The sequence below is a fragment of the Actinoallomurus liliacearum genome (assembly GCF_039542035.1).
Taxonomy (GTDB): Bacteria; Actinomycetota; Actinomycetes; order Streptosporangiales; family Streptosporangiaceae; genus Actinoallomurus; species Actinoallomurus liliacearum.
In genome coordinates this window covers 113,685-138,573 of the sequence record NZ_BAABHJ010000030.1, presented here as the reverse complement: position 1 = coordinate 138,573, position 24,889 = coordinate 113,685, and the positions used below count along the sequence as shown (strand labels likewise).

The following is a 24,889-nucleotide window of genomic DNA, read 5'->3' as shown; positions in this document are numbered from 1 at the left end:
GTTCAAGATTTTACCAAAGGCCCGGTTCGGCACCCTGACGCAGGTGGTGGGTGTCGTTGAGGGACCGTACGACGGCGGGGCCGTCGGCGTACCAGTCGACGACCGACAGCGATCCGACGTCCAGGTGCATCCGGTAGAGCGCGGAGGGCGGGGCCTCCAGCGCCAGGCGTACGAGCGTCTTGATCGGCGTGACGTGCGACACGACGAGGATCTTCTGCTTCCGGAAGCGGACGAGCAGCTTGTCGCGGGCGGTCTGCACGCGTTTCTGGGTGGCCTCGAAGCTCTCACCGTAGGGAGGCGCGACGGACGGGTCGGCGAGCCAGGCGTCCATCTCCGCGGGCCAGCGTTCGCGGACCTCGGCGAAGGTGTAGCCCTCCCAGTCTCCGAAGTCGGTCTCGCGCAGGTCGTCCTCGACGCGGACCGGGACGTCGAGGGCCTGGGCGACCTCCTGGGCGGTCTGCCGCGTGCGCTTGAGCGGCGACGTGACGATCGCTTCGATGCCGCGACCGGCGAGGGCCTCCCCCGCGGCGCGGGCCTGGACCAGGCCGGTGTCGGTGAGCGGGATGTCGCCGGTGCCGGCGAACCGCCGCTCCCCGGAGTACGGCGTCTCGCCGTGCCGGAGCAGCAGCGTCGTCGTCGGCTCCGTGGTCGGCTGCGTCCAGCCCGTGGTGGCGGTGGGCGGCTGCGGGTCCGGCTCGTCGTCCTCGACCGCGGACGGCGCCCACGTACGGCCCTCGGCGGCGGCGTCCATGGCCTCGTTGGCGAGCCGGTCGGCGTGTTTGTTGCGTTCCCGGGGGATCCACGTGTAGCGGACCGAACGCAGCCGCGAGGCCAGCCGCTGCGCCTGGAGCGCCAGCGGCTTCATGTCCGGATGCTTGATCTTCCAGCGGCCGGACATCTGCTCGACGACGAGCTTGGAGTCCATCCGGACCTCGACGTCGGCGTCCGAGGAGAGCTCCGCCGCGGCCTCCAGGCCCGCGATGAGCCCGCGGTACTCGGCGACGTTGTTGGTGGCCACGCCGAGAGACTCGGCCCGCTCGGCGAGGACCTGGCCCGTGAGGGCGTCCCGGACCACCGAGCCGTACCCGGCCGGTCCGGGGTTGCCGCGCGACCCGCCGTCGGCCTCGACGATCAGCTTCACAGGCCGGATTCCGGGGTGCGGACGAGGATTCGGCGGCATTCCTCGCAACGGATGACGTCGTCTTCGGCGGCCGCGCGGATGGCGTTCAGCTCAACGGTGTTGAGCTGCAGGTGGCAGCCCTGGCACTGGCCGCGCAGCAGGGCCGCGGCGGCGACGCCCCGGTGCTGCTCGCGCAGCTTCTCGTAGAGCTTGAGCAGGTCGCCGGGGATGTCGTCGGCGACACCGGCCCGCGCCGTACGGACCAGCTCGGCCTCGCCGTCGATCTCCTGGTGGGCGGCGTCGCGGCGCTCGGCCAGCTCGGTCAGCTCCTTGTCGGCCGCCTCCTTGTCCGCCTCGACGGCGCGCAGGCGGTTCTCGGCCTCCTCGCGGCGCTCCATCACCTCGAGCACGATGTCCTCGAGGTCGGCCTGCCGCTTCTGCAGGGACACGATCTCGGACTGGAGGTTCTCCAGGTCGCGGGCCGAGGACACCTGCCCGGAGTCGAGCCGCTTCTGGTCCCGGTCGGCGCGGGCGCGTACCTGGTCGACGTCCTGCTCGGCCTTCTTCTGCTCCCGGTCGATGTCGCTGATCTCGGTCTGCGCCGCGACGAGCGCGTCGGCGACCCCGCCGATGCGCTCCTCGACCTTCGTGATCTCGGCGAGCTCCGGGAGGGTGCGCCTGCGGTGGGCCAGCCGGTCGAGCCGACTGTCCAGCTCCTGCAGGTCGAGGAGCCGCATCTGGGCTTCAGGTGCTGCTTTCACGTACTTCCTTCAAGGGATCGAAAGGTCCACGCGTCGGTTACAACGGTGGAGATCCGGGTCTCCACGCCAGTCTGTCGCACCACGGCCGCCGCGTCGCCGAGCCACGGCCATTCCGTCGCCCAATGCGCGGCGTCGACGAGTGCCGTACTTCCATCTTCGCGGAACTCCGACGCCGGATGGTGGCGGAGGTCGGCGGTGAGGTAGACGTCGGCTCCCACGGCGCGGGCGGCGCCCAGCAGCGAGTCGCCGGCGCCTCCGCAGACCGCCACCGTACGGACCGGCGCCTCCGGGTCGCCCGCGACGCGCAGTCCGACGGCGGTGGCGGGCAGGCCCTTGGCCGCGGCGTCCGCGAACTCCCGCAGCGTGACGGGCGCGGGGAGCTCACCGACGCGGCCGAGCCCCCGGCGCGGATCTTCCGCGGACGGGCTGAGCGGCCGCAGGGTCCCGGTGACGCCGACGGCCCGGGCGAGCGCGTCGGACACGCCGGGGTCGGCGACGTCTGCGTTGGTGTGCGCGGTGTACAGGGCGGCGCCGGCGGTGATCAACCGGTGCACGGCGCGGCCCTTCGGGGTGGTGGCCGGCACTCCGTGCACGGGCCGCAGCAGGAGCGGGTGATGGGTGACGATCAGGTCGGCGTGCCAGTCCAGGGCCTCGTCGACCACGTCGCTCACCGGGTCCACGGCGAACAGGACACGGCGGACGACGGCCTCCGGATCACCACAGACCAGGCCGACGGCATCCCAGGGCTCCGCCCAGGCGGGATCGTAGCGATCTTCCAGGATCGTGATGATGTCGGCCAGTGTGGTGGGCACCCTCCGCAGGGTACCGTCCGAGATCGCGGTAACCGCGCATTCAAGATCCCTGAAATCGCGCATACCATCGGCGGGGCGCCGGGACGGAATCATGGCACTCGGCCGATCGTTGGAGGTTGCGTGAAGTCACCGTTTCGACGGCGCCGTAGGCGTCCGCGTAAGCGCCCCGTCGTTGCCCCTGAGCCGGAAGTGATCGACTGGCCCAAGGACGGCAACGGTGGAGGCGGTGGCCTGATGTCGGCCATCCGGGGTGACTCGTCGTCCGGTGCCGGGTTCGGGCCCGGGATGTTCGCGGACCTGCAGGCCGCGTTCGGTGGTGCGGGGAAGCAGATCCAGCTCGAGGAGCAGGAGAAGGAGAAGACGCGCCGCCACGAGCTGCACACGCAGAGCACCGGCGGTCGCGACAACCTCGACTCCGGCACGATCAGGATCACGAAGCGCCGCGATCCAGACGATGACTCGGACAAGTAGGCCGGAGCGGTAGTTTCCCCTAGCTTTTCTCGAACATATATTCGAGTTGAAGATATCCTGACGACGTGACCGCGTACGTACCGCCCGGCTGGCCTTCGGGAGTGCATCCGCCGGGCACCGAGAGATTCGAGGACACGGCGGTGGCCTGGCTCTTCGACCTGGTGCCGGCCGAATACCGCCGGTACGGCGTGCTCCGGCGTTATCCGACCGTACTGTCGCGCATGGCCCGTCATCACGTCGCCGCGGACCTGGAGGCGGCGAGGGAGGGCTTCCGCACCGCCCGCGCCGAGCTGGCGGACACGGTCCCCGCACACGGTCTCGAGGCGGTGTTGGAGATCTACCGCCGGGAGGGCACCCGCCTGGCGGCTATGGCCCGGGCCGTCGAGCTGGTCGACGCCGGCCTGCGCGGCGGATCGTTCACTCCCAAGCTCTGATCATTCACTCCCGAGCTTCGATCGCTCGCCCCGAAACTCTGATCGTTCGCTCCGAAGCTCTGATCCTTCGCTCCGAAGTTCTGATCCTTCGCTTCCGGTTTCCGGTCGGTCGCTCCCGAGCACTGATCGTCGGTCGTGCCGGCCGCCGTCAGTTCGACGCGCGGAAGAGATGGGCGGCGGCGCCGCGGTTGGGCACGCCGAGCTTGTGCAGGATCCGGGAGACGTGGACGCCGACCGTCCGTTCACTGATGAACAGCGTCTCGGCGATCTGCCGGTTGGTCCGCCCGCTGCTCAGCAGCGCGAGCACCTCGACCTCCCGCGCGGTGAGCCCCGGCACCGTCTCCTCCGCGGGGTCGGGCTCCTCCGCCGGGACGAGGTCGAGCCGCGCCCGCCGGGCCAGGTCCTCGATCTCCGGCCGCAGGGCGCCGGCGCCGAGGGCGTCGGCGGCCGCCCACGCCGTCCGCAGCGCCTTCACCGCGGCCTCGCGCGGACCGCGGACGGCGAGGATCGCCTCGGCCTCACGGATCCGGCAGTACGCCGCGCGGTAGATCTCGCCGAGGTCGTCCCAGAGGGCGATCACGGAGCGCCAGAGGACCGGATCCGGGCCCGTCAGCCGAGTCGCCTCCGCCTCGGCCTGCAGGCCGTACGCCTCCGACTCGGGCATCCTGGGCATCGCCGCGAGCGTTGCCCGGCACTCCTCCAGGAGCGGCGTCGGGTCGCCGTACAGCCCCGCCTCCACCCGGATCCCCGACGCGCACAGCTCCGGCCCGATCCGGGTGAACTCGCTGCCGCGGATGACGTCGAGCCCCGCCCGTACGTGGCTCCGCGCGGCCATCGGGTCGTGCTCCAGGATCGCCAGGCGCGCCCGGCAGGCGTGGTAGGCGCTGGCCAGGTCCAGGTCGTCGGTCCGGCCGACGGTCTCGGCGAGGGTGGCGAGGTGACGCCGCGCGCCGTCGGCGTCGCCCCGGCGCAGCTGCAGCTCGGCCATGGCGAGCGTGACACCCCAGCGCTGCCACGGCGGCGCATCGATGTCCATGACCTCGTCGACGAGCCGGTTCGCGTCGGACCAGCGGCCCAGCCGGATCAGCGCGGCGAGCGTGTTGCCGGCGGCGCACATGCAGGTCGTCCGGCCGTACCCGAGGCGCCGGCAGGTGCCCACGCCCTCCATGCCGAGCTCCGCGGCCTTCGCCCAGTCCCCCGCCCACAGCAGCGCTTCGGTGTAGTTGACGTACGCGCGGCCGAGCTCCCAGGCGTCCTCGCGCTCCTTGGCGCTGCGCAGGGCCTCGGCGAGCTCGGCGAGGCCGGCGGTCATCTCACCGAGCATGGCGAGACTGACGCCCATGGTGTTGCGGGCGTGCCCTTCGATGTCGCGGGCGCCGACGGCGGTGGCGACCTCGATCGCCTCGCGGCAGGACGCCACGGACTCGCGGAAGTGGCACTGGATCATCAGCGCGTGCCCCTGCAGCCCGCGGACCCGGGCGCGTTCGCGGGCCGACGCCTCGGTGGGCAGCAGCGCGATCGCCCGGTCGTACGCCTCGCAGGCGGCCGCCATGTCCCCGGCCATCCAGCGGACCCGCCCCATCAGCGTCCACAGGCTCGCCGCGCGTGTCGGCGCGGCCGCCGGGTCGACCTCGGTCATGGCCTCCTCGACGAGGCGGGCCGCCTGGTCCACCTCCCCCGCCGCCGTCGCGACCTCGGCGGCGCGGCCCAGCAGTTCGGCGTGCGGCATCCCGGCGCGGGACTCGGCGTCGGGCACCTCCGGCCACAGGCGGATGGCGCGCTCGTAGTGCGCCAGGGCGATGGCCCAGGCGTAGCCGGCCGCCGCGGCCGCGGCGGCCGCCACGAAGCCGGTGAGCGCCCGTTCCGCGTCGCCGGCGGCATGCCAGTGGCGGGCGAGCTCGGCGGACGGGCCCCGCTTCTCCAGGGCCGTCGCGACGGCGACGTGCAGCCGGCTGCGTTCGCCGGGCAGCAGTTCGGTGTGCAGCGCCTCGCGCAGCAGCGCGTGCCGTACGTCATATCCATCGTCCGTGACGACGAGCAGCCGGTGGGCGACCGCCTCGTGCAGCGCGTCGTTCAGCGCCTCGGATGGCAGGTCGGTCACCGCGGCGATCAGCTCCTCATCGCCGACCCGGCCGATGGTGGCGACGGCGCGCAGGACCCGCCGGGTCTCCGGGGCGAGACGTTCGACGCGGGTCAGGAGCACCTCGCGGAGGCTGGCGGGCAGCTCCCTGGTGGTCGGACCGGCCGCGACCAGCTCCTCGACGAAGAACGGGTTCCCCTCCGACCGGTCGAACAGCGTGCCGACCTGGCGGGTGGCGGGACGGGTCCCGAGGATGCCGGCCACCTGGGCGGCCACCTCGTCCCGGGACAGGTTGCTGAGCTCGATGCGCTCGGCGTTTCCCGAGCGCTCCAGCTCCAGCACGGTGCCGTGCAGGGGGTGGCCGCGCACCACCTCGTCGCTGCGGTACGTCCCGACGACGACCAGACCGGAGCGGCGCAGGTTCGTGCCGAGCAGCGACAGCAGGTCGGCGGAGGCCGGGTCGATCCAGTGCAGGTCCTCCAGGACCAGGACGGCCGGGCGCAACGCGGCCATCCGCTGGAACAGGCCCAGGGCGAGTTCGTACAGCCGTCCGCGTTCCGCGCCGTCCCGGCGGGTCGGCGGCCGTCCGCAGAGCTCGGGCAGCAGGGCGCCGAGCTCGCGTGGCGCGTCGCCGAGGACGTGCGACAGCTCTTCGGCCGTGAGCTCCTCGGCCAGCGGCCGGAGCGCGGCGACGAACGGCGCGTACGGCGCGGCCCCCTCGGCCAGGTCGAGGCAGCCGCCCGTGAAGACCAGCGCGTCACGCCACCGCGCGCGGTCGGTAAAGGTCGTGACCAGCCGAGACTTGCCGATCCCGGCGTCCCCTGAGACGAAGAGCAGGACGGACGAACCGCCCTGCGCCTGGGTCAGGGCGGCGTCGAGTCGGTCGAGCTCGGCGGCACGGCCGATGAGCGTGGGACACGAAACCCGCCTTGTCACATGGCGAGTATGTAGTAGATAAGCCGTACATGTAGTTGAAAAGTAAGCAATTATGCTGATGCACTCGATAAACCCGATCATGACCATGGGGTCATCGGCAGTCGACACGGAGGACGCGACGATGGGGACCGTGCAGGTCCGTCAGCAGCGCGGTACCCCCTGCACGCGCGTGCGTGAGGAGCAGGTCCGCCCCCTGTACGCCGCGACGCTCGCGGCGCTGGGACCGCAACCCGGCACCCGCCTGCTGCACGTGGGCTGCGGAACCGGTACGGCGCTGGGCCTCGCGGCGTTCACCGGTGCGGACCTCGCCGGACTCGACCCCGCGCCGGACCTGCTGTCGTACGCCCGGGACCGGCTGCCGGACGCGGACCTGCGCGCCGCGGAGGTCACCGAGCTGCCCTATGACCGGGGCTGCTTCGACCAGGTGATGGCATTCGATGCCATCCAGTACGCCAGGTCGCCCGCGGCGGCCATCGCGGAGCTGGCCCGGGTCACCCGGCCAGGTGGCGTGGTCGCCATCGGCCTGTGGCACAACTGGGCGGGCCGCGAGGCGAGCGCCTTCCTCAGCGCCGTACGGGGCCGGGTGCCCACGCCGCCCACGGACGGCCCGCCCGTGCACGACCTGTACCGGCTGCGCGAGGTCATGGTGGAGGCGGGACTCGACGTCTTCGCCAGCGCGGAGGTCAACCACCGGCACGACTTCGCCTCCCTGGACAGCGCCTGGGAGTCCATGACGACCTCGCCGAACGTCGAGCGGGCGATCGACGTCATGGGCGTCGACGCGGCGCACGAGATCTTCATCGCCAACTTCGCGACCATGCAGCGGGCCGACGGCTCCATCCAGCAGGAGCATCTGTACCAGTACGCCCTCGGCCGCGCCACGAGCTGAGCCGCCGGAAGCCTGCGGCCGCGCCACGAGCCGACCGCCGAAGCCCCGTGGCTCGGCCCATCGGAGTGTCGGCCGGCGTGACCGGCGCTATGGTTACCTCTCGCGTGACCGACGGTAAGACCGGGAGGACGACCAGATGCCCGAGGGTCATCCGCTGCGGCCGGGAGATCCCACGCGGCTCGGGGCGTACCGGCTCGTGGGGCGCCTCGGTGAGGGCACGCAGGGAGTCGTCTACCTCGGCCGGGACGACGCCGACACCCACGTGGCGATCAAGCTTCTGCACGCCCGCACGGCGGCGCATCCGGACGCGCGCGACCGGTTCGTCCGGGAGCTGGACGCCGCCAAGAAGGTCGCGCGGTTCTGCACCGCGCAGGTCCTCGACGCGGACCTCGCCGGGGACCAGCCGTACATCGTCAGCGAGTACGTCGAGGGCCGATCGCTGCGGTCGCAGATCCTCACCGAGGGCCCCCGGTCGGGCGGCGCGCTGGAACGGCTGGCGATCAGCACGCTGACCGCCCTCGCCGCGATCCACAAGGCCGGGATCGTGCACCGCGATTTCAACCCGCAGAACGTCCTGCTCGGCGTGGACGGGCCACGGGTGATCGACTTCGGCATCGCCCGCGCCCTCGGGACCACCCGCAGCAATGAGAGCAACAACCTCGGCACACCCGCGTACATGGCACCGGAGCAGATCGCGGGCGGCGAGATCGGCCCGCCGGTCGACATGTTCGCCTGGGGCTCCACGATCCTGTTCGCCGCGACCGGCCGTCCGCCGTTCGGCAACGACTCGGTGCCCAGGGTCATGGAGCGCATCGTGCGCGGCGACGCGGACCTCGACCCGTTGCCGGAGCCGCTGCGCTCCGTCGTCGCCGCGTGTCTGGCCAAGGACTCGGCACGCCGGCCCACCGCCCAGCAGGCCCAGGCCGCGCTGCTCGGGCAGGAACCCGTCGACGCGCTGACGGTCCCGTCCTCGTTCGGGCCCCCGGTGCCGGGCCCGACCGGCGAGCGCGCCGACACGACCCCGGCCATGCCGAGCGGGACGGACCCGGCGTCCCGCCCCGGCGCCACCCCGGCCATGCCGAGCGGGACCGACCCGGGATCATCCGCCGCCGCGCCGCCCGGCACGACCCCCACCATGCCGAGCGGGACGGACCCGGCGTCCCGCCCCGGCACGACCAGCGGGGCCGGCACCGCCTCCCGCGCCGCCGCGCCACCCGCGCCCCGGCGTTCGGCGGCCCGCTGGGCGGTCGGCGCCGGCGCCGCGACGGCCCTGGTGGCGCTCCTCCTCGCCGTGGTGCTGTGGCCCGACGGCGGGGGCTCCGCGAGCCCCGGGAAGACGGTGGCCGTCGCCGCGACGCCGTCATCGCAGCCGTCGTCCTCGGCGAGCACCTCCCCGGACGACGCTCTGCACCAGGGCCGAACCCCGACGCCGACCCCCACCAGGAAGAAGAAGAGCTCCGCCGGCCCGAAGGCGCCGGGCTGCCGCGACTACACGCGCACGTACGGCCTGCCCGGCGCCGGAACGGTGATATTCAGGGGCTCGGTCTGCCGGACGGTCTACTCCGGGACGTTCGTCCTGGCCGACACGGCGCCGAAGGACGGCTGGGAGGTCTGCGCGCAGCTGCGCGGCCACCTGACGGGGTCGGCGGGCGGCTTCATCAGCACCGCGCTGATCTCGTCCAAGGGCGGCGGCGTGCAGCCCGTCGACAACGGGCCGACCGTCCGGTTCGGGGCCAAGACGAAACGGACCGAGGACTGGGTCCAGCTGAACGCCGGCCGCTGCCGCCGCTCGGGCAAGAACCTCACGTCGTCCTGGCAGACCCACGAGCGGCTCGCCACCGGCTGACCCGCTCGCCCAGGGGTTTCCGGTGGATCTTGTCCGTAGCGAGCGACGCACAGCCGGACAGCGGATTCGTCGGATACGCCCTAGCGCGGATTCAGCAGCTCGGTGATCCTGATGAACCCGTCCGCGCCATGGCCCTGGTCGATCACGCGGCGCGCCAGGTCCTGGACCGTGCGCATCACGCCGGCCTCGATGCCGTGGGCCTCGGACGTGTGCACGATGTGGGCGATGGACGACGCCGCCGACGTGATCGGGTTGATCTCGCCGGAGAAGCCGCCGCTGTCCACGTCATGCGCGAACTTCTCGAAGAGCGGCGGGAGGAACGCGCCGATGCCCATCGCGAACGGCGCCAGCTCTCCCGCGGTCACCCCCTCCGCCCGCGCCACCGCCAGCGCGTGCGCGTAGCCCGCCATCGTCGTCCAGAAGATGTCGAGCAACGCGATGTCGTACGCGGCCGCCCGGCCGATCTCCTCGCCGAGGTGGGTGTGCGTGCCGCCCAGAGCCTCCAGCGCGGGCCGGTGCTCCTGGTAGAGCTCTCCCGGGCCGCTGTGGATGAACGCCGAGGCCGGCGTCCCGATCGTGGTGGCCGGTGTCATGATCGCGCCGTCGAGGTAGCCGATGCCGTGCTCGGCCGCCCAGGCCGCGGTCTTCCGTGCGCGATCGGGGGTGTCCGCGGTCAGGTTCACGACCGTGCGCCCCTTCAGCGCGTCGGTGACCGCGTCGCGCCGCAGGATGGCGTCCACCGCGTCGTAGTCGACCACGCAGATGACGGTCAGCCCGCTCGCGGCGACCGCCGTCTCGGGTGACGGGGCGCCGACCGCGCCCCGTCCGGTCAGCTCCCGGTCCCTGCCCGCCGTCCGGTTCCAGACCGTCGTGCGCAGCCCGGCGTCGATAAAGGCGCCGGCCAGCGCCCGGCCCATCGGGCCGAGACCGAGCACGGTGACGGCAGAATGTTCGGGATTGAAGGGCATGATTGAACTCCTGGTCAGGTCGATAGGGGGATGACGATGACGCGCAGCCGTGCGCAGGACACCAATGTGTGCGGAGTCACCGCCGCGATCGCCGTGATCGACGGCAAATGGAAGACGATCCTGCTGTGGCTGCTGGAATCGCGTCCGCACCGTCCCGGTGAATTGCGCCGGCAGTTGCCCGGCCTCACCGAGAAGGTGCTGACTCAGACGCTCCGGGAGATGGAGGCCGACGGTCTCGTCCACCGTGAGGTGCACGACGGACGGCCCCTGAAGACCGTGTACTCCCTGACCGAATTCGGCCGCGACCTGTCCGAGGCGTTGACGCCGCTGTCCGACTGGGGCCACCGGCGCCTGGAGAAGCTGGCCGGGTCCCGGTCGCTCTCCTGATGCACCGCCACCCCTCCATGTTCTTTTTCGGCCGTCACGCCGGACGAAATGGCTTCCGCCCGGCGTGACGGCGCGGAATGTCCATGACCAAGCTTCGGGCCACCGGATCCAGCCGACAAGTACCCACAAAAAGGTGGGTACCCGGGTCATGTGGCGTCCACCGGATGTTGTCCGCCCGGCCAGCGGCACGTCTCGCCGCCCTCAGCGGCGGGATCTGAACTGAGGGCGTGGATCTGACACGTCGCAGCTTCCTGATCGGCACGGCCGGGCTGCCGCTGGCCTCCCGGCGGACGGGTGACCCGTTCACGCTGGGCGTGGCCTCGGGCGACCCCACGGCCGACGGCATCGTCCTGTGGACCCGCCTGGCGCCCCGGCCGCTCGCCGACGGCGGGCACGGGGGCATGCCGGACCGGGACGTCGCCGTCGAGTGGCAGCTCGCCGAGGACGAGAGGTTCACCCGCGTCGTACGCTCCGGGACCGCCACCGCGCGGCCCTCGTGGGCGCACAGCGTGCACGTCGAGCCCGCCGGGCTGCAACCGGGCCGGGAGTACTTCTACCGGTTCCGCACCGGTGGCCACCTCTCGCCGACCGGCCGGACGCGGACCGCGCCCGCTCCGGGCACGACGCCGGACCTGGCGTTCGGCGTGGTGTCGTGTTCCAACTACGAGCAGGGCTACTTCACGGCGTACCGGCGTCTCGCCGAGCAGCAGCCCGACCTCGTCCTGCACCTCGGGGACTACATCTACGAGTACGCGCCGGGCGGCTACAGGAACTCGGCCGGAACGATCGTCCGCTCGCACACCGAGCACCGGTGCCAGACGCTCGCCGAGTTCCGGCTCCGGCACGCGCAGTACAAGACCGATCCGGACCTGCGCGCGCTGCACGCCCTGGCCCCGTGGATCGCCGTGAACGACGACCACGAGATCGAGAACAACTGGGCGGGCGTCCATCCGGGCACGTCGGGCCGGCCGGACTTCGCCCAGCGCAAGAGGGCGGGCTACCGCGCGTACTACGAGCACCTGCCGCTCCGCCGCTCCGCGCTGCCGCGCGGGTCCGGCATGCGGCTCTACCGGCGGCTTGCCTGGGGCGACCTGACGACGTTCCATGTCCTGGACACCCGGCAGTTCCGGGACGACCAGCCGTGTGACGACGGCGTACGCGCGGACTGCGCCGCGCGCCTGGCCACCGGCCGGGTGCTGGTCGGGGCGGCCCAGCGGGCCTGGCTCGCCGCCGGACTGCGCGCGTCCCGTACCCGCTGGAACATGCTGGCCCAGCAGATCTTCATGGCCCAGCACGACTACCACCTCGGGCCGGGCAAAGAGGTGCTCCTCGACACCTGGGACGGCTACACCGCCGAACGGGACCGGGTCCTGGGCGACGTCGTCGCCTCGGGCGCCCGGAACCCCGTCGTCCTGACCGGCGACATCCACTGCCACTACGCCAGCGACCTGCTCGCCGACTTCGACGACCCCGACTCCCGCCGGGTCGGCGTCGAACTGGTGACGACCTCCGTGACGAGCGACGGCGACGGCTACGACGCCCCGGCCGCCCGCGCGGTCGAACTGGCCGAGAACCCGCATATCGCCTACGCCGACCAGCGCCGCGGCTTCATCACCGCCCGGCTGACGCCCACGGAACTGCGGGCCGACTTCCACACGCTGCCGTACGTGACGAAGCGGAACGCGCCCAGCGCCGTCACCGCGAGCTTCACCGTCACCGACGGCGCGCACCGCCTCTCCCGCTCCGCCGTACCGGCTCCGCGCGCTCCCCAGGCCGCAGCGGCCGGCGCGCCCCGCCATCCCTGATCGCCCAGAACCGGCCGGCCTGACGGGCCGACACGGACCCGCGTGGTATTCCCCTGGGGCATGGCGGGCGGGAAGCTAGAGGCGGGCGGCTCGTCGGTGCCCTTGTCCCGCTTCGCGACAGCGGTCACCGAGCGTTTCGTACGGTGCCGTGGCGGCGGCGGCGCTCGCGTGCCGGGCCGGAGGGCGGCTCAGGAGACGGCGTAGCCGAGCAGTTCGCCCGCCGCGCCCGCCTGCACGGTCGTCGTACGGGAGCCGCGCGCCAGGAACGCGGCGCCGCCGAAACCGCCGGCGCCCGGCGCGCCGATCAGCAGGTCCCGGCCGCGGATCGCCACGGACCAGCCGAACTGGTCCGTGCCCCCGACCGGGGAGGTGACGAGGGCGCCGCGCCTCAGACCCCGCCGGCGACGGCCGTCGAGGACCTGGACGACGCCGCCGCCCGGAGCGCCCGCGGCGAGATCGGCCGTGCCGTCGCCGTTCAGGTCGGCGGCCGCCAGCGCGGCTCCCAGCCGGTCCGCGGGGCCGGGCCGGCGGAGGTTCCACACGTCCTCGCCTCCGGAGCCGTACTCGACGTACACGGCGCCCTGGGCGAAGTTCTCCGGCATCGCGGTGTCGTCCTCGCCCGGCACTCCGATGGCGAGGTCGTCGGTGCCGTCGTGGTCGAAGTCGCCGGCGGCCAGGGCCGCGCCGAACTCGTCGTAGCGTTCGGGGACGCCGCGGACGCCCGGACTGTCCTCGGTGATCCGCCGGGACCGGTGCGCGGCCGGGTCGACGACCGTCACCGCGCCCGACGCCTCGGTGCCGTCGCCGGGTGCGCCGACGGCGATCTGCGGGTGCCGCGCGCGGCCGAAGGCACCGAACGCACCGACGGCCAGGGCCGCGCCGAAACCGTCGGTCTGGCTCGACCGCTGCCCCACCCAGGAGGTGTGCTGGGTGATCAGACGGGCGCTGCGCAGACCGCGGGTGAACAGGGCGACACCGCCGCCGCCCGCGAGGCCGGGGATGCCGATCACGAGGTCGTCCCGGCCGTCGTGGTCCAGGTCCGCCGCGGCGAGGGCGGCGCCGAAACGGTCGCTCGCCGGCGTACGGCCGAGGGTCCGTGCGTTCAGGGTCAGCCGCGGGCGCAGCCCGCCGGGTGAGCCGAAGTAGACCGCGACCGCCCCCGTGCCGTCGGCGCCGGGGCGCGTCCGCCCCTGGTCGGAGGCTGCCACGGCCAGGTCGGCGCAGTGGTCGCCGTCGAAGTCGCCAACGGCGAGCGTGCCGCCGAACCCCGCGCCGGTCTGCGGGGGGCTCGGCCGGAGCCAGGCGGGCCGGCCCCCGTAGCGGACGGCGACCGCCCCGGCCCTGCGGCGGCCGCCGCTCGTCGCGTACGGGGCGCCGAGGACGAGGTCACGGACGCCGTCCCCGTCGAAGTCGGGGACGGCCCCGGCGTGGCAGCGCCGGGCCGGTTCGAAGACCGCGCCGACGGCCCGCGCGCCCGGGCGCCGGGCCGGCGTGGCCACCGTGGCCGCGACACAGGTCGGGAGCAGGATGACGGCGATCACGCTCAGGCGGGTGATGCTCACCCTCGCACGGTGCCCAGGCGGCGGAACGGCCGTCTTCCGGGGGGATGACCAACTGCTGACTTCTGTCGGTCGAGCCGGAGTCAGCGGTGCAGGGCGCTGCCCTTGAGCCACTTGCGCCAGGGCATCTGGTAGAACGACCAGCCGTTGTCCGGCTCGACCTGCCGGTCCGTCCCGGTGGCGATGACCGGGTCGCCGGGCTGGGAGTGCTTGTAGTACCAGATCGCGTCATCGCGGGACTGACGGATGCAGCCGTGGCTGCAGTTGCGGTTGCCGAGGCAGTCCTCATCGCCCGGCGTCTGGTGGAGGTACTCACCGGCGTTGGAGACGCGGACGGCGTAGTGGATCAGCTCGCTGTAGTAGCCGGGGTCGCCGGGCCCACGGCCCGGGGAGGTCATCGTGACGTCCTCGTCCTTCTCCATGTTGAGATGGATCCCGCTGGTCGTGGTGTACTCGTGGGTCTCGCCGTTACCCGCGCTGATCGGGATCGTGCGCACCGGCCTGCCGTCCCAGTCGACCCGCATGTGGTGCCCCGCGATGTCGAGGTGGGAGACCTGTGCCCGGCCGATGCGGTACGTCCGGGTGAAGTCCTTGGTGCCGTAGGTGTTGTCCCCGAAGGGAACGCCGGTGAGGTGGGCGACGAGCCGCACCGTCTGGTGGGCCGGCCAGAAGAACTTGGGCCGGTAGACCACCTGCTTGTCGTCGTCGAACCAGTGCCACGCGCCCTCGACCGGTTTGTCGGCGACCACCTGGAGCGCCTTCTCGACCGCCGCACGATCCTTGATCGCCTTGTCGAAGTTCAAGATGATCGGCAGCCCGACGCCGTAGGTGTCCTTCCGGCGCTCTTCCATGACGGGGTCCTGGGACACGGTCACCGTGCTGGGCGTCCCCTCGGTACGGAAGGTGCTCACCGCGGTGGCCGTTCGCCCGTCGCTGTTCTGGGCGACGACCCGGACCGTGATGTTCGCTCCCGGCTCGAGGCCCCACCGGGATCGCCACTCGGTGCGGCTCTTGTTGTACTCCCCGGAGACGTTCCGGCCGCCGCTGTCGAGTGCCACGTCGGCCAGCCGGCCGCTCGCGGCGCGTACGACGACGGATCGGTCGGGACGCACGGCCGACGTTCCGTTGCCCGGCGTGATCAGCACGCGAGCCGCCGCCGCGTCCATTTTGATCTTCTCGGCGCTCTCTCCGGCAGCCCGGTTGCCGCCACTGCAACCCGTGGTCATGACCAGGGCGGTCCCCGTGACCGCGCCGAGCGCCAATTGCGTCCGTATGGCATTGACGTGCATGTGCAGCCCTTCCAACGGCCCAGCCGACGGCAAAATTGATCGACTACGAGATACCCATCGGGGATCGGGAGAATGCAGTCCACTTCGGCCGCCATCGGGGCGTCAAGGAGGAAAAATGGTACGTCGCTGCCTGTTCTGAGTAGTGCACTACTCCGGAGCTTAGGGCGGTTTTACCCTTTTGAGGCGTGCATTACGGGATATTCACCCGGATTGCCCGATTTTCGTAACTGGCGTCGAAGGCTCGCCGGAACAACTCCAGCGACCGGCGGACGGCCGATTCGACCTTCGCCTGCTCGGCCTCGTCCCGGACGGTCAGCTTGATCAGCTCGAACGCCTCGCGGGGATGCGCGTCGTCGTACTCCGCGTGCTCGGTCAGCCAGCGGAGCGCGGGCACGTCATCGCCGTACCTCTCGCGGAACGCGGGAAGGACCAGGCGCGTCCACTCCCCAGTGACCCCCTCGATCGCGTAGTTGATCGCGCCGAACGCCTCGGCCAGCCCGCCCCGATAGCAGACCGACCACAGATAGTCGTACAGCGCGCCGACCTCCGGGCAGGGCCGGTGCGAGACGATTTCCTCGAAGCCGATGCCGTGCGCGGCCGCCCAGTCGGCGTACCACTGGGCGTGCAGGGCCTCGGTACGGATGTTCCCGATCAGCCAGTCGCGGGCCAGGATGTCCCCGGGGATCTGACCGAATGTGGTCTTGGCCAGATAGACGCCCATGTACTTGGGGAACGCCTCCACGACGCAGAAGAAATCAAGGAGGATCCGCCGCCACGCCTCTCCCGGGAACGGCCCGTGGACCGTCTCGGCGAAGATCTTCGCCTCGAGCACCGACGTCCAGTCCGGCCGGAGCGAATCGACCATCGACCGAGCCCATGCGGGATGCGGGGTCTCGGTGAGTTCGCTCTTCACCATGCGGTGATGACGGGCCCGAGAGGGGACCTGTGAATGGTCGCCGACAGTGGTCGCCATGATCTGACTCCTCGCTCGTTCACCCGAGTATCCGTGCGCCCTTCACATAGGGTCAATATCCGCGTTTTCATATAAGCCGTACCTCACTCCCCCGCCACCGGAGACCTGAGTGCAACGCGAACACGCCATCGTCGTCGGCGGAAGCATGGCCGGCCTGCTCGCCGCCCGCGTCCTGACCGCCCACTTCGAACGCGTCACCCTCGTCGAACGCGACCCGTTCCCCACCGAGCCGGTGTTCCGGCCGGGCGTACCCCAGTCCCCGCATCTGCACGTGCTCTGGACGCGCGGCCGGGAGATCGTCGAGGCGCTGCTTCCCGGCCTGGAGGACACGCTACGGACGGCCGGCGCCGAGGAGGTCCGCGTGCCCGCCGACGTCCTCTGGCTGACCTCGGCGGGCTGGCGGGAGCGCTTCGACGTGACGCGGCTGCTGACGTTCAGCCGCCCGCTCCTCGACTGGGCCGTACGGAACCGGCTCACCGGACCGCCCGACGGTGCGCGGAAGCCCATCGACATCCTCGACGGGCACCGGGTGACCGGGCTCGTCCCCCGCGGCCGGGACGTCGCCGGGGTCGTCCTCGGCGACGAGGGCGAACTGCACGCCGACCTGGTCGTCGACGCGACCGGCCGCGGGTCGCGGGCACCGGAATGGCTCGCCCGGCTCGGTCACCCGGCGCCGCCCGAGACGCGGGTGGACCCGCTCCTCGGGTACGCCAGCCGCTGTTACGCCATACCGCCCGGCTTCGCCCCCGGCTGGAAGGCGCTGTACATCCAGGCCGACCCGCCCGCGACGCGGCGCACCGGCGGGCTGTTCCCCCAGGAGGGCGGCCGCTGGATCTGCAGCCTGTCCGGCGCGGGCCGCGACTACGGCCCGGCGGAGGAGACGGCGTTCCTGGAGTTCGCCAAGGGGCTGCGCAGCCCCGTCCTGTACGAGGCCATCCGCGACGCCGAGCCGCTCACGCCGATCGTCGCGTTCCGCCGGACCGCCAACCACCGCCGGCACTACGACCGGCTGCCGTCCTGGCCGCGCGGGTTCGTCGTCACCGGCGACGCGGCCTGCGCGTTCAACCCCATCTACGGCCAGGGGATGAGCGTGGCCGCCGTCGCGGCCCTGACCCTCGACCGCTGCCTGCGCGACGCCCGTCCCGGCTTCGAACGTCGCTTCCAGCGCGGCGCCGCCCGGAGCGCCGCCGGAGCGTGGCTCGTCGCCACCGGCGAGGACCTGCGCTACCGGGAGACGGTCGCCGCGCCCGTACGGCTCCGGACCCGCGCCATCAACGCGTACGTCGACGAGGTCGTCGCCACCGCCAACGTCGACCCGCTGGTGTGCGAGCGCCTGGTCCACGTGCTGGCGCTGATGGCCGCACCGACGTCGCTGTTCGCCCCGGCGGTGCTCGCGCGGGTCGCCGCCAACCGCGTCCGGCGACCCGCCCCCATCCCCATGCCGACCCGCCCGTCCTGATTCGTCCCCGGCCCTCAGGCCGGGGAGGGCGTCAATCGCCGGACGACGGCGGGAAGCGGCGGCGGAAACGGTCGAACGGGCCGACCCAGCCGGAGTCGTGCTCGGGTGGGGACTGGGTACGCGCGGCGTCGTTCGCCGGGTCGTCGGCGGACGGATCGCTCTCCTGCCCCGGTGTGGACCCCCGGGGCACGCCCGGCAGACCCGGCCCGCCGGGTACGCCGGTGGGGCTCCCTCCGCCAGGGGCGGGCGAGGCGCCGGGGACGCCCGGCCGGCCGGGGAGGCCCGGTCCGCCGGTGGAGCCCGGCGCAGGGTACGTCGGTCCCGTGTCCGACGCCGCGCCGGCCTGACCGGGCGCGGCCCGGCCGGGCTGGCCGGGCTGGCCGGGCTGGCCGGGCTGGCCGGGCTGGCCGGGCGCGGGGTACGACGTCCCGCCGTACGCCGGCGGGCCGGGTCGGGCTCCGCCCGGAAGAGGAGGGGAGCCTCCCGCGCCTGGCCCCGTGCCGGGGAACGACGGCGGAGACGGGGGTACCGGCCGCTGGCCCGGCGGCGAAGGTGATGGTGCGGGACCGAGCGGGTCGGCGGACGGCGGGCCCTGCGGATCGGCCGCCGCCCGGCCGGGCAGCCGCGGATCGAGCGGTCCCTGCGGGCGGAAGCGCGGGTCGATCGACGGGCTCCCCGGTCGGCGCGGATCGCCCAACGGGAAGCTCGCCCCCTGCCGGTCGGTCAACGGATCACCCGCACCCCGCGGGTCGGCCACCGGGACGCTCGGACTCCGCGGGTCGGACAGCGGATCGCCCCCACCCCGCGAATCTCCCACCGGGACGCTCGGGCCCCACGGAGCGGGCGCGGGGACGCTCGGGCCCCGTGGATCGGTCAACGGATCGGCCGTTCCCTGCCGGTCGGCCGACGGGTCGCTCGGCTCCTGCGGGCCGGCCGACGAGTCGGCCGCCGGTTCGGCTTGGGCCTGCGGATCGGCGGTCGGCCGCGCGTGCCGAGCCGAGATCGTGGGTCCCAGATGGCCTTTGGCGAACTGCTCCACCCGGGCCTTGGCCTCGTCGGCGTCGGCCCGTGCGGCGTCACGCTCGGCGATCATCGTGGCGAGCGCGGTGCGGAGCTGGTCCAGCATGCTCGAGCGCTCCTTGGCCTGCAGCCGGTACTGATCCAGCCGGGCCTGTGCCTTCTCCAGCTCACGGCGGGCGGACTCGAGTTCCTCGGTGAGCCGGGCGCCCTCGTCCAGCCGAGGCCGCGCCGCGTCGAGCTCCCCGCGCGAGGTCGCGAGATCGGCCCGGACCGTCTCCAACTCGCCTCGAGCGCTCTCCAGCTCGGGACGGACGCCCTTCAGCTCGGTATGGGCTTCGTCCCGCTCCGTGCGTGTCTGTTCCAGCTCCGTACGGGCTTCGTCCCGCTCAGTACGTGTCTGTTCCAGCTCCGTACGCGTCGCGTCTTGCTCCGTGCGAGTGCGTTCCAGCTCGGTATGCGCCTCGTCCCGCTCAGTACGGGTGCGTTCCAGCTCGCCGCGGAGCTCCTCGAGCTCGGCCAGAGCCGTCTCCCGCTGGCCGCTCACCTCATCGGCGTGCGCCCGTGCCTCCAGGGCCTGGCGATCCGCCGCGGCCCGTGCCTGCTCCGCGGCCGCCCGGGAGTTCTGTGCGAGTTCGGCCGTGGTGCGCATCTTGTCCAGCTCGGACTCGGCGGCCCGGAGCCGCGAGCGCATCTCCTCCACCGCCACGGCCCGCTTCTGCAGCTCCTTGGCCTCGGCCAGCTCCGCCCGGTATCGCGCGATCTCGTCGCGGGCCAGGTCCAACGCCGAGGTCAGCTCGGCGGTCCGGTGCGTGAGACGGTCGCGTTCCTCGCGTACGGCGGTGGCCGCCTCGGTCGCCGCCTCCGCCGTCCGGGTCGCCTGGTCGCCGAGGTCGCGCGCGGCGTCCCGGTCCGTACGGGCGGCCTCCAGCCGGGCGGTCAGGTCGGCGACGCCGGCCTCGGCCTGCTCGGCGCGGCGCCGTACGTCTCCGAGCTGGGCGAGCACCTGCTCGGCGTCCAGCCGGGCCGCCTCGCGGTCCCGCTGGGCCTCGGCGACGGCGGCGGCCGCCTCCGCCCTCGCCTCCGCGATCCGCCGCTCGACGCCCGCGACGCTCAGATCCGCCGTCAGGGACATCGCCAGGAGCTCGGCGACGTCCTCCAGGCGTTCGACCATGTCCCAGGTCCGTGCGACCTGTCCGGCGAGGCCCGGGGAGTCCTGGTCGCGGCGGCGCCGCTCGGCCGCGGCGCGGGCGCAGGCCCCGTCGTTGTCGACGCAGTACCGCAGGACGGGTCCCGCCTCGCCCGGCTGGGGGATCGGACGCCCGCAGTAGGCACAGGGGCGCGTGCCGGCGTCGTCCCCGTCCTGGAACGGGGGCAGGGCCTCCTGGGTCCCCGGTGTGCCGTCAGGGCGGGTGCCCGGCCCCGGCGTGCCGTCCACCACGTGGGTGCCCGATCCCGGCGGGCCGTCCGCCGAGCGGGCGCCCGGCCCTGGCGGGTGGTCCGTAGGGGGCAGCCCGTCCTCCCCGCCGGTCACGGGCCCGGAGCCCGTCTGCGGGGGGCCGTCGTCCTCCACCGGGGTCTCGTCCCGTACGCCGTCCTCTTGGGCGGGAACGTTCCCCTGCGGGCCGTCCGCCGCCGCGGTGGCCTCTTCCGCCGATGGCGGAGAGGCGTCCGCGCCGGTCGCGGACCGGTCCGTACCGGGCGGGCCGGCAGGGCCCGGGGCGAAGCCGTCGCCGGAGGGCACGGCGGCATCGGACTCGGGCACGTTGTCGTCCGTCGGGCCGGACACTCTCATCCCCCCTGCGATCCGTAATCGGGATGATCTCGACTGTCAGCTCGAAGACCGTATCTCCCTTCGTCCCCTCCGGGGAACGCAACGGCGAGGTTCGGTGCCCGGACATTCGGAAGGGCCCGGCAGCGGCGGCGTGCCGGGCCCTTCCCTCCTCCACTCGGTCGCCTGGAGAAGCGGATCAGAGCGATGTGGAGAGGCGGGATCACGATGGATCCTGAACGGGTCGTCCGCGTGTCTCCAGGTAGTCACAACGCTAACTCCGCGGACAGGTCGCAAGACGAATCAGGCGTTGACACAAATTCACAACGTCTGTCCCCGGGCCGGCGCAACTCCCCGACGGCACTCCTCCGACGGCGTCGTGAAGAAGATTCCGGCGTGCGACTGAGTACGGGTGACCGCCGAACGCCTCGGAAAGGCCCGACATGACAAGGAGCCACGGATGACCGCCGCAGCCGGCGTCGTCGACTCACGGGACGACGCCGTGGTGATCAAGCGGTCGTGGCATGAGCCCGATCAGTTCAAAGTGATCTATGACAGGTACTTCCCGCAGATCTACCGGTATGTGGCGGGACGCCTCGGCCGTGACGTCGCCGACGACGTCGCCGCTGAGACGTTCCTGACCGCGTTCCGCAAACGCGACCGCTTCGACCCGGAGCGGGGCGCCGTACGCCCCTGGCTGTTCGGCGCGGAAGAAGGACATGGAGGATGCGGCCACCAGCACGCTGAGCGCGCTGCTGTACGCGGTCCCGGTGTCTCCCAAGGTGCGGGCGGCCGCCTTCCGGGCACTCGCCCAGCGGCCCGACGTCACGAGCGAAGGCCGGGTCAAGGACGCTCGGGGACGTATCGGGCAAGGGGTCACGATCGGGGGAGCCTTCCACCTGATCATCGATCCGAAGACCGCGTTCGTCCTGCAGGAGACGGCGGGGACGGCAAGGAGTCCGAAGCGGGCGTCGACGCTCTACTACGAGGTCGGCTGGACCAACACCGCACCGCACGTGCCCGGCCCTGCCTGATCCACGGGCCCCGGACCTCCTTTGGCGATGACCCTCCGGAAGACGGCGGCCGGGGCACCCCACCCGTGGGATGCCCCGGCCGCCGTGCTCTCTGCGTCTCAGCCGGCGCTCATGCCGCCGGTCTCGCTCTCCGGCGGGGTGCTGTCGGCGCCGACGACCACCTCGGCGCCCTCGCCGAGCTGGTACCGGTCGATCGCCTTCTGCAGGACCTCCTGCTTGATCTCGCCGCGCCGGGCCAGCCGGGTCAGCACGGCGAGGGTGATCGACGCCGCGTCCACGTGGAAGAAGCGGCGGGCGGCGGCCCGGGTGTCGGAGAACCCGAACCCGTCGGTGCCCAGCGACGACCAGTCGCCCGGCACCCACGGCGCGATCTGGTCCGGGACGGCGCGCATGAAGTCGCTCACCGCGACGACCGGGCCGGGCTGCCCGTCGAGCGTGCGGGTGACGTACGGGACGCGCTGCTCGTCGTCGGGGTGCAGGAGGTTCCACTCGTCGCAGGCGACGGCCTCCCGACGCAGTTCGGTCCAGGAGGTGGCGGACCAGACGTCGGCGGCCACGCCCCACTCCTCGGCGAGCATCCGCTGGGCCTCCAGGGCCCACCGGAGCCCGACGCCGGAGCCGAGGATCTGCGCGCCCGGCGCCTCGCCCTCGACCTGCGGCGCCTCGGCGTACCGGTACAGGCCCTTGAGCAGGCCGCCGACGTCGAGGTCGGCCGGCTCGGCGGGCTGCTGGTACGGCTCGTTGTAGACGGTGAGGTAGTAGAAGACGTCCTCGCCGTTCGGGTGCTCCTCGCTCGAGCCGTACATGCGCCGCAGCGCGTCCTTGATGATGTGCGCCAGCTCGAACGCCCACGCCGGGTCGTAGTAGACGCACGCCGGGTTGGTCGCGGCGAGCAGCGGCGAGTGGCCGTCGTTGTGCTGCAGGCCCTCACCGGTGAGGGTGGTGCGGCCGGCGGTCGCGCCGAGGAGGAAGCCGCGGCTCATCTGGTCGGCCATCGCCCAGATGCTGTCGCCGGTCCGCTGGAACCCGAACATCGAGTAGAAGATGTAGACGGGGATCATGTGCACGCCGTGCGTGGCGTACGCCGTGCCGGCCGCGATGGCGGAGCCGACGGCGCCCGCCTCGCTGATGCCCTCGTGCAGCATCTGGCCCTGCTCGGACTCCTTGTAGGACAGCAGCAGCTTGCGGTCGACCGCTTCGTACGTCTGCCCGTGCGGCGAGTAGATCTTCGCCGACGGGAAGAGCGAGTCCATGCCGAACGTGCGGTACTCGTCCGGGGCGATCGGCACGAAGCGGGCGCCGAGGTTCTCGTCCTTGATCAGGTCCTTGAGCAGCCGGACGAACGCCATCGTCGTCGCGACGTTCTGCTTGCCGGAGCCCTTCTTCAGCTCGGCGTAGACCGGGTCACCGGGGAGCTTGAGGGCCTTCGCCCGGTTGAGCCGCTTGGGCAGGTAGCCGCCGAGGGCCATGCGCCGCTCGCGCATGTACTGCACCTCGTCGGAGTCCTCGCCCGGGTGGTAGTACGGCGGCAGCTCCGCCTCGAGGGCCGAGTCGGGGATGTCGAGGTAGAGCCGGTCGCGGAACTCCTTCAGCTCGGCCTTGGTGAGCTTCTTCATCTGGTGCGTGGCGTTGCGCGCCTCGAAGTCCGGCCCGAGCGTCCACCCCTTGATCGTGTGGGTGAGGATGACGGTCGGCTGGCCGACGTGCTCACGGGCCGCCTTGAACGCGGCGTACAGCTTGCGGTAGTCGTGGCCGCCGCGCGACAGCTTGCGGATGTCGTCGTCGGACATGTGCTCGACCATCTTGCGCAGCCGAGGGTCGTCACCGAAGAAGTGCTCGCGGATGTACTCGCCGGTCTCGACGGTGTAGGTCTGGAACTGGCCGTCCGGCGTGGTGTTCATCTTGTTGACGAGCGCGCCGTCGACGTCCTGGGCGAGCAGCGGGTCCCAGTCGCGGCCCCAGATGACCTTGATGACGTTCCAGCCGGCGCCGCGGAAGAACGACTCCAGCTCCTGAATGATCTTGCCGTTGCCGCGGACCGGCCCGTCGAGCTGCTGCAGGTTGCAGTTGATGACGAAGGTGAGGTTGTCCAGCTCCTCGCGGGCGGCGAGGCCGATCGCGCCGAGGGACTCGGGCTCGCCCATCTCGCCGTCGCCGAGGAACGCCCACACGTGCGACCGCGAGGTGTCCTTGATCTTCCGGTTGTACAGATAGCGGTTGAACCGGGCCTGATAGATCGAGTTGATCGCGGTGAGGCCCATGGAGACCGTGGGGAATTCCCAGAAGTCCGGCATCAGGCGCGGGTGCGGGTAGGACGAGAGCCCGCCGCCCGGGTGGGAGATCTCCTGGCGGAATCCGTCGAGCTTGTCCTCGGGCAGCCGGCCCTCGAGGAACGCGCGGGCGTAGATGCCCGGCGCGGCGTGGCCCTGGATGAAGACCTGGTCGCCGGACTCGCCGTGATCCTTGCCGCGGAAGAAGTGGTTGAACCCGACCTCGTACAGCGACGCGGCGGAGGCGTAGGTCGCGATGTGGCCGCCGACCGACAGCTCCGGGCGGTTCGCCCGCGAGACCATGATCGCGGCGTTCCACCGGATATAGGCGCGGATGCGGCGTTCGACGTACTCGTCACCGGGGAACCAGGGCTCGCGTTCCGGCGGAATCGTGTTGATGTAGTCCGTGCTGCGCAGGCCGGGCACGCCGACCTGCTGCTCTCGGGCCCGCTCCAGCAGCCGCAGCATGAGGTAGCGGGCGCGCGAGCGGCCCTCGGTCTTGATGACCGTGTCGAGCGACTCCAGCCACTCCCGGGTCTCATCAGGGTCGATGTCCGGAAGCTGACTGGGGAGGCCGTCGCTGATGATCGAAAAGCGCTGGCGTCCGGAAGCCACGGGTTCCCCTTCGCTTCGTGCCCACCCAGGTCAGGTGATGGATCGTTGCTGTCCCGACCATCGTCGTACGTCAGGACCGTTAACGCATCTCTACTGCCGGGTAACCGTTCGGTACGGCTTCCCATCGGCCTCGAGCCGTACGAGGCTGTGTGGAGAGCCACCGCTCAGGGGATACCCGCGGTCGGGAGGTGAAACGAGGATGGAAGCGGCCGTTGGTGACCGGTTGCACGTCCACGGCAACACCGTCGGACAGGCCGACCGGACAGGAAAGATCATTGAAGTGCGCGGCACCTCCGGAGGACCGCCCTATCTCGTCCGCTTTGACGATGGGCACACCGGTCTGGTGTACCCGGGGCCGGATGCCGTGATCGAGCCGGAAGAGTAGACATGTAC

General features: G+C 72.3%; 19 protein-coding genes and 1 pseudogene. 10 read left to right on the top strand and 10 right to left on the bottom strand.

The features are described from left to right. Positions 1-10: 10 nt before the first annotated feature. The 3 genes from ABD978_RS34600 to ABD978_RS34590 are packed head-to-tail and all read right to left on the bottom strand — an operon-like array spanning position 11 to position 2,702. Positions 11-1,141 (bottom strand): bifunctional RNase H/acid phosphatase, encoded by a 1,131-nt coding sequence (locus ABD978_RS34600; protein WP_425550797.1) that lies wholly within the window; start codon positions 1,139-1,141, stop codon positions 11-13. Then, complete coding sequence (locus ABD978_RS34595; RefSeq protein WP_345364132.1) at positions 1,138-1,881, bottom strand: zinc ribbon domain-containing protein; 744 nt, start codon at positions 1,879-1,881, stop codon at positions 1,138-1,140. The genes ABD978_RS34600 and ABD978_RS34595 overlap by 4 nt, the downstream gene beginning before the upstream one ends. Beyond that, positions 1,878-2,702 (bottom strand): Nif3-like dinuclear metal center hexameric protein, encoded by an 825-nt coding sequence (locus ABD978_RS34590; protein ID WP_425550800.1) that lies wholly within the window; start codon positions 2,700-2,702, stop codon positions 1,878-1,880. Before ABD978_RS34590 ends, ABD978_RS34595 begins: the two co-directional genes overlap by 4 nt. A gap of 180 nt (positions 2,703-2,882) precedes the next feature. Here ABD978_RS34590 and ABD978_RS34585 point away from each other — a divergent pair, with 180 nt between their 5' ends. Next, entirely contained in the window at positions 2,883-3,164 is a 282-nt protein-coding gene (locus ABD978_RS34585) for a hypothetical protein (protein WP_345364128.1), read from the top strand. Between the two features lie 65 nt (positions 3,165-3,229). Further along, positions 3,230-3,598, top strand: coding sequence for a hypothetical protein (locus tag ABD978_RS34580; protein ID WP_345364126.1), 369 nt, complete (start codon positions 3,230-3,232; stop codon positions 3,596-3,598). Positions 3,599-3,746: 148 nt separating this feature from the next. Here the strand turns inward: ABD978_RS34580 and ABD978_RS34575 are convergent, their stop codons facing one another. After that, positions 3,747-6,614: a helix-turn-helix transcriptional regulator gene (locus ABD978_RS34575; RefSeq protein WP_345364124.1), complete on the bottom strand. Its 2,868-nt coding sequence runs from the start codon at positions 6,612-6,614 to the stop codon at positions 3,747-3,749. A gap of 85 nt (positions 6,615-6,699) precedes the next feature. Between ABD978_RS34575 and ABD978_RS34570 the strand changes: the two genes are divergently transcribed. Both ABD978_RS34570 and ABD978_RS34565 read left to right on the top strand, forming a co-directional pair. Beyond that, a complete protein-coding gene (locus ABD978_RS34570) occupies positions 6,700-7,503 on the top strand; it encodes a class I SAM-dependent methyltransferase (protein WP_345364122.1) in 804 nt (267 codons plus the stop codon). 136 nt (positions 7,504-7,639) lie between these two features. Then, entirely contained in the window at positions 7,640-9,349 is a 1,710-nt protein-coding gene (locus ABD978_RS34565) for a serine/threonine-protein kinase (protein ID WP_345364120.1), read from the top strand. An 80-nt stretch (positions 9,350-9,429) separates the two neighbouring features. On the opposite strand, the gene ABD978_RS34560 is transcribed toward ABD978_RS34565, so the two are convergent. Next, positions 9,430-10,317 (bottom strand): NAD(P)-dependent oxidoreductase, encoded by an 888-nt coding sequence (locus ABD978_RS34560; protein ID WP_345364119.1) that lies wholly within the window; start codon positions 10,315-10,317, stop codon positions 9,430-9,432. A gap of 36 nt (positions 10,318-10,353) precedes the next feature. Between ABD978_RS34560 and ABD978_RS34555 the strand changes: the two genes are divergently transcribed. Then, the gene (locus ABD978_RS34555) at positions 10,354-10,704 is read left to right on the top strand and encodes a winged helix-turn-helix transcriptional regulator (protein ID WP_345364118.1); all 351 of its coding nucleotides are present in this window, start codon (positions 10,354-10,356) and stop codon (positions 10,702-10,704) included. Between the two features lie 227 nt (positions 10,705-10,931). Then, positions 10,932-12,509, top strand: coding sequence for an alkaline phosphatase D family protein (locus ABD978_RS34550; protein ID WP_345364117.1), 1,578 nt, complete (start codon positions 10,932-10,934; stop codon positions 12,507-12,509). 188 nt (positions 12,510-12,697) lie between these two features. Here ABD978_RS34550 and ABD978_RS34545 read toward each other — a convergent pair whose 3' ends face one another. From ABD978_RS34545 to ABD978_RS34535, 3 genes are all read right to left on the bottom strand, one after another. Beyond that, a complete protein-coding gene (locus tag ABD978_RS34545) occupies positions 12,698-14,071 on the bottom strand; it encodes an FG-GAP and VCBS repeat-containing protein (RefSeq protein WP_345364116.1) in 1,374 nt (457 codons plus the stop codon). Positions 14,072-14,151: 80 nt separating this feature from the next. Then, a complete protein-coding gene (locus ABD978_RS34540) occupies positions 14,152-15,357 on the bottom strand; it encodes a L,D-transpeptidase (protein WP_345364115.1) in 1,206 nt (401 codons plus the stop codon). A 190-nt stretch (positions 15,358-15,547) separates the two neighbouring features. Further along, positions 15,548-16,330 carry an iron-containing redox enzyme family protein gene (locus tag ABD978_RS34535; RefSeq protein WP_345364114.1) on the bottom strand — a complete coding sequence of 261 codons (783 nt, stop codon included), beginning with the start codon at positions 16,328-16,330 and terminating at the stop codon, positions 15,548-15,550. A 109-nt stretch (positions 16,331-16,439) separates the two neighbouring features. Here ABD978_RS34535 and ABD978_RS34530 point away from each other — a divergent pair, with 109 nt between their 5' ends. After that, positions 16,440-17,789, top strand: a complete 1,350-nt coding sequence (locus ABD978_RS34530; RefSeq protein ID WP_345364112.1) for an FAD-dependent oxidoreductase — start codon at positions 16,440-16,442, stop codon at positions 17,787-17,789. A 31-nt stretch (positions 17,790-17,820) separates the two neighbouring features. On the opposite strand, the gene ABD978_RS34525 is transcribed toward ABD978_RS34530, so the two are convergent. After that, the gene (locus tag ABD978_RS34525) at positions 17,821-20,571 is read right to left on the bottom strand and encodes a hypothetical protein (protein ID WP_345364110.1); all 2,751 of its coding nucleotides are present in this window, start codon (positions 20,569-20,571) and stop codon (positions 17,821-17,823) included. Between the two features lie 466 nt (positions 20,572-21,037). On the opposite strand from ABD978_RS34525, the pseudogene ABD978_RS34520 reads away from it, so the two are divergent. Further along, a pseudogene (locus ABD978_RS34520) lies at positions 21,038-21,268 on the top strand (RNA polymerase sigma factor); the annotation flags it as partial. 28 nt (positions 21,269-21,296) lie between these two features. Then, the gene (locus ABD978_RS34515; protein WP_345364108.1) at positions 21,297-21,611 is read left to right on the top strand and encodes a hypothetical protein; all 315 of its coding nucleotides are present in this window, start codon (positions 21,297-21,299) and stop codon (positions 21,609-21,611) included. Positions 21,612-21,709: 98 nt separating this feature from the next. Here ABD978_RS34515 and aceE read toward each other — a convergent pair whose 3' ends face one another. Further along, entirely contained in the window at positions 21,710-24,496 is a 2,787-nt protein-coding gene (gene aceE / locus ABD978_RS34510) for a pyruvate dehydrogenase (acetyl-transferring), homodimeric type (RefSeq protein ID WP_345364106.1), read from the bottom strand. Positions 24,497-24,695: 199 nt separating this feature from the next. On the opposite strand from aceE, the gene ABD978_RS34505 reads away from it, so the two are divergent. Next, positions 24,696-24,881, top strand: coding sequence for a DUF1918 domain-containing protein (locus ABD978_RS34505; RefSeq protein ID WP_345364104.1), 186 nt, complete (start codon positions 24,696-24,698; stop codon positions 24,879-24,881). The last annotated feature ends 8 nt before the right edge of the window (positions 24,882-24,889 follow it).

Coding starts and splice junctions, on each gene's coding strand:
- ABD978_RS34560 (WP_345364119.1), bottom strand. CDS start 10,317: ATGCCCTTCAATCCCGAACATTCTGCCGTCACCGTGCTCGGTCTCGGC.
- ABD978_RS34540 (WP_345364115.1), bottom strand. CDS start 15,357: ATGCACGTCAATGCCATACGGACGCAATTGGCGCTCGGCGCGGTCACG.
- ABD978_RS34535 (WP_345364114.1), bottom strand. CDS start 16,330: ATGGCGACCACTGTCGGCGACCATTCACAGGTCCCCTCTCGGGCCCGT.
- ABD978_RS34565 (WP_345364120.1), top strand. CDS start 7,640: ATGCCCGAGGGTCATCCGCTGCGGCCGGGAGATCCCACGCGGCTCGGG.
- ABD978_RS34570 (WP_345364122.1), top strand. CDS start 6,700: ATGGGGTCATCGGCAGTCGACACGGAGGACGCGACGATGGGGACCGTG.
- ABD978_RS34505 (WP_345364104.1), top strand. CDS start 24,696: ATGGAAGCGGCCGTTGGTGACCGGTTGCACGTCCACGGCAACACCGTC.
- ABD978_RS34515 (WP_345364108.1), top strand. CDS start 21,297: ATGGAGGATGCGGCCACCAGCACGCTGAGCGCGCTGCTGTACGCGGTC.
- ABD978_RS34555 (WP_345364118.1), top strand. CDS start 10,354: ATGACGCGCAGCCGTGCGCAGGACACCAATGTGTGCGGAGTCACCGCC.